This is a genomic window from Mesorhizobium sp. M7A.F.Ca.ET.027.03.2.1, from assembly GCF_003999175.1.
Lineage (GTDB): Bacteria > Pseudomonadota > Alphaproteobacteria > Rhizobiales > Rhizobiaceae > Mesorhizobium.
In genome coordinates this window covers 1-2,781 of record NZ_RZOM01000845.1, presented here as the reverse complement: position 1 = coordinate 2,781, position 2,781 = coordinate 1, and the positions used below count along the sequence as shown (strand labels likewise).

4 protein-coding genes and 1 riboswitch are annotated in these 2,781 nt (G+C 63.3%); of the genes, 3 read left to right on the top strand and 1 reads right to left on the bottom strand.

The features are described from left to right. Positions 1–716 (bottom strand): 5,6-dimethylbenzimidazole synthase (gene bluB / locus EN750_RS27855; RefSeq protein WP_127398623.1); only part of this gene is annotated, 716 nt, incomplete at its 3' end. 47 nt (positions 717–763) lie between these two features. Further along, positions 764–944: riboswitch (cobalamin riboswitch) on the bottom strand. 121 nt (positions 945–1,065) lie between these two features. Here bluB and EN750_RS27850 point away from each other — a divergent pair. The 3 genes from EN750_RS27850 to EN750_RS27840 all read left to right on the top strand — a co-directional run bounded on the left by EN750_RS27850 (position 1,066) and on the right by EN750_RS27840 (position 2,624). Next, complete coding sequence (locus EN750_RS27850) at positions 1,066–1,992, top strand: histone deacetylase family protein (protein WP_127398621.1); 927 nt, start codon at positions 1,066–1,068, stop codon at positions 1,990–1,992. Between the two features lie 3 nt (positions 1,993–1,995). After that, entirely contained in the window at positions 1,996–2,247 is a 252-nt protein-coding gene (locus EN750_RS27845) for an exodeoxyribonuclease VII small subunit (protein ID WP_127268720.1), read from the top strand. Positions 2,248–2,357: 110 nt separating this feature from the next. Continuing rightward, on the top strand, positions 2,358–2,624 hold the full coding sequence (locus tag EN750_RS27840; protein ID WP_027035955.1) for a DUF2277 domain-containing protein: 267 nt from the start codon (positions 2,358–2,360) through the stop codon (positions 2,622–2,624). The last annotated feature ends 157 nt before the right edge of the window (positions 2,625–2,781 follow it).

Sequence of the window (2,781 nt, the reverse complement as noted above, 5' to 3'; positions counted from 1 at the left end):
GTGTTGAGGCGCGCCACGGTGGATTTGAGCTGTGTCTCGCCTTGCCCGGAAAAGGTCTCGCTCATGATCAGCTCCGGCAGCGGCAGCCGCCGTCCCCAGCCATGCGTTTCAAGGTCCGGTTTGGGAGCGAACTCGGAAACACGGCCCACGCAGAGATAGGCGATCGGCGTTACGTGGTCCGGAATGGCCAACAGCCGCTTTAGCGCCTGCGCTTCGATGATGCTGACCCAGCCTACACCGACGCCCTCGGCACGCGCGGCCAGCCAGAAATTCTGCACCGCGCAGACGGTGCTGTAGAGATCCATCTCCGGATTGTGCCAGCGTCCCAGCGGCGAACCCTTCGAGCGCTGCCGGTCGCAGGTGATGCAGATGTTGAGCGCGCTTTCGCAGATGCCTTCCAGCTTGAGCTTGCGGTAGAGTTCCTGCCGCTCTTCGTCGATCGCCGGCAGTTCCTGCTCGCGCGCCGCCAGGAACAGGTCGCGTATCTTTTCCCGTCGCTCGGCGTCGCGAATGACGATGAAGTTCCAAGGCTGCATGAAGCCGACAGACGGCGCATGGTGCGCGGCAAGCAGCAGCCGCGCCAGCACGTCGTCATCAATTGGGGTGGGCAGGAAATGACTGCGCACGTCGCGCCGTGTGAACATGGCGCGATAGACCGCATCGCGCGCACTCTGGTCAAATCCGTCGCCAACAGCAGCGGTCAGGTGTTCCGGCATCGCTTGTCCCCTTGCGATTGCAATTGATATCATCCGCCTGACCATGCGGATGACGATGCCTGCCAGGCCGGTCTTCTGGCTTGGGATCAACCCGCGTCCGGTGCCTTCCCGTCATCGACAGTGGCATTTACCGGCGCGGTCCCCCTCACAGCGTTGGGCACGCCACGGAATTCAACCGTGTTCCCGATTCTCCCGCTTGCGGCGGGCACCAGGCAGTACCAGGGATCTTACGCCGAAGCGCCCGCGGGGCCAATGCTTGCAGCGACGCGAATGGACGCAGTCGCGATTTTCCCCAGTCATCGGCCGCCCGTGCATGGCCTTTGTCGATCCGGGTCACTAGATTAGGACGATGACCACCCGTCTCTACACCCATCCGATCTTCCTCGAGCATCTCACGCCGCCCGGACATCCCGAGCGGCCCGACCGCTTGCGTGCCATCGAGCGCGTGCTCGATGAGGAAGCCTTTGCCGGGCTCGATCGTATCCAGGCGCCGGAAGGCGACGAGGCCACCATCCTCTACGCGCATCCCGCCGATTTCGTCGCCCGCGTGCGCGCCGCCATTCCCGACGAGGGGATTGCCCGCATCGATGCCGACACCACTGCCAGTCCGAAGAGCTGGCAAGCGGCGATCACCGCGATCGGCGCCGCCAACGCCGCCGTCGATGACGTCTTTTCGGGCCGCGCCGACAACGTCTTCGTCGCCGCCCGGCCGCCCGGCCATCATGCCGAAAAGAGCACCGCCATGGGCTTCTGCCTGTTCAACACGGCGGCGATCGCGGCGCGCTATGCGCAGAAGAAACACGGTGTCGAGCGCGTTGCCATCGTCGACTGGGACGTGCATCACGGCAATGGCACGCAGGACATTTTCTGGGACGATCCGTCGGTGCTCTATTGCTCGACACACCAGATGCCGCTTTATCCCGGCACCGGAGCGAAGAACGAAACGGGCGCCGGCAACATCGTCAACGCGCCGCTGGCGCCGCAGACTGGCAGCGAGGTGTTTCGCGATGCCTTCCTGTCGCGCGTCCTGCCCGCGCTCGACAATTTCGCGCCCGACCTGATTATCATTTCGGCGGGGTTCGACGCGCACCACCGCGATCCGCTGGCCGAGATCAATCTGACCGAGGATGATTTCGATTGGGCGACCGGCCAACTGATGCAGCGCGCGGCACGCCACAGCGGCAACCGGCTCGTCAGCCTGCTCGAGGGCGGCTACGATCTGCAGGGATTGGCATTTTCGGTCGCCGCCCATGTCGGGCGACTGATGAAAGGATGAATGATGGCCGATGAGACCAACGAAGACGTCAAGGCGATGAGCTTCGAGCAGGCACTCGATGCGCTGGAGAAGATCGTCGATGATCTGGAGCGTGGCGACGTGCCGCTCGACCAGTCGATCAAGATCTATGAACGTGGCGAGGCGCTGAAGGCGCATTGCGACCGGCTGCTGAAGGCCGCCGAGGACAAAGTCGAGAAGATCAGGCTGTCGCGCGACGGCAAGCCGGTCGGAACGGAGCCGCTCGACGCGGATTGAGGCCCGGTCCGAACATAGGCTCGCCTCACCGGTTTTTGGACATGATCATGATCGAGGATATAACTCGTCCCGATTGAAACAGCTCAAGGACAAGAGGAGATACGGAAGCGATGTGCAGAAACATCAAGACCCTGTTCAATTTTGATCCGCCGGCAACCAATGACGAGGTGCGCGACGCGGCCCTTCAGTTCGTCCGCAAGCTGAGCGGAACGACGCGACCCTCGAAGCAGAACCAGCACGCCTTCGACCATGCCGTCGAAGCCATCGCGGCCTCGGCGCGCGAACTGCTCGATTCCCTGGAAACCCATCAGCATCCGCGTAATCGCGAAGAGGTGGCGGCCAAGCTGCGGGCAAAGGCGGCGATCCGCTTTGCCTGATGCGGCCAGGCGGCCTTCGACCACCGTCAAGGAGAGTCCATGAGCTTCTTCCCCGGGAAAGACCCTGAGGTGGGCGATGCCCTAGCCAGCGACCAGATCGAATTGATGGTCATCCCGAACGCCAAGGACATCGGCGGTTTTCAGGTGCGCCGTGCCC

Bases quoted from the DNA above. Each gene is read 5' to 3' on its own strand.
- EN750_RS27850 (WP_127398621.1), top strand. From the start codon at position 1,066: ATGACCACCCGTCTCTACACCCATCCGATCTTCCTCGAGCATCTCACG.
- EN750_RS27845 (WP_127268720.1), top strand. From the start codon at position 1,996: ATGGCCGATGAGACCAACGAAGACGTCAAGGCGATGAGCTTCGAGCAG.
- EN750_RS27840 (WP_027035955.1), top strand. From the start codon at position 2,358: ATGTGCAGAAACATCAAGACCCTGTTCAATTTTGATCCGCCGGCAACC.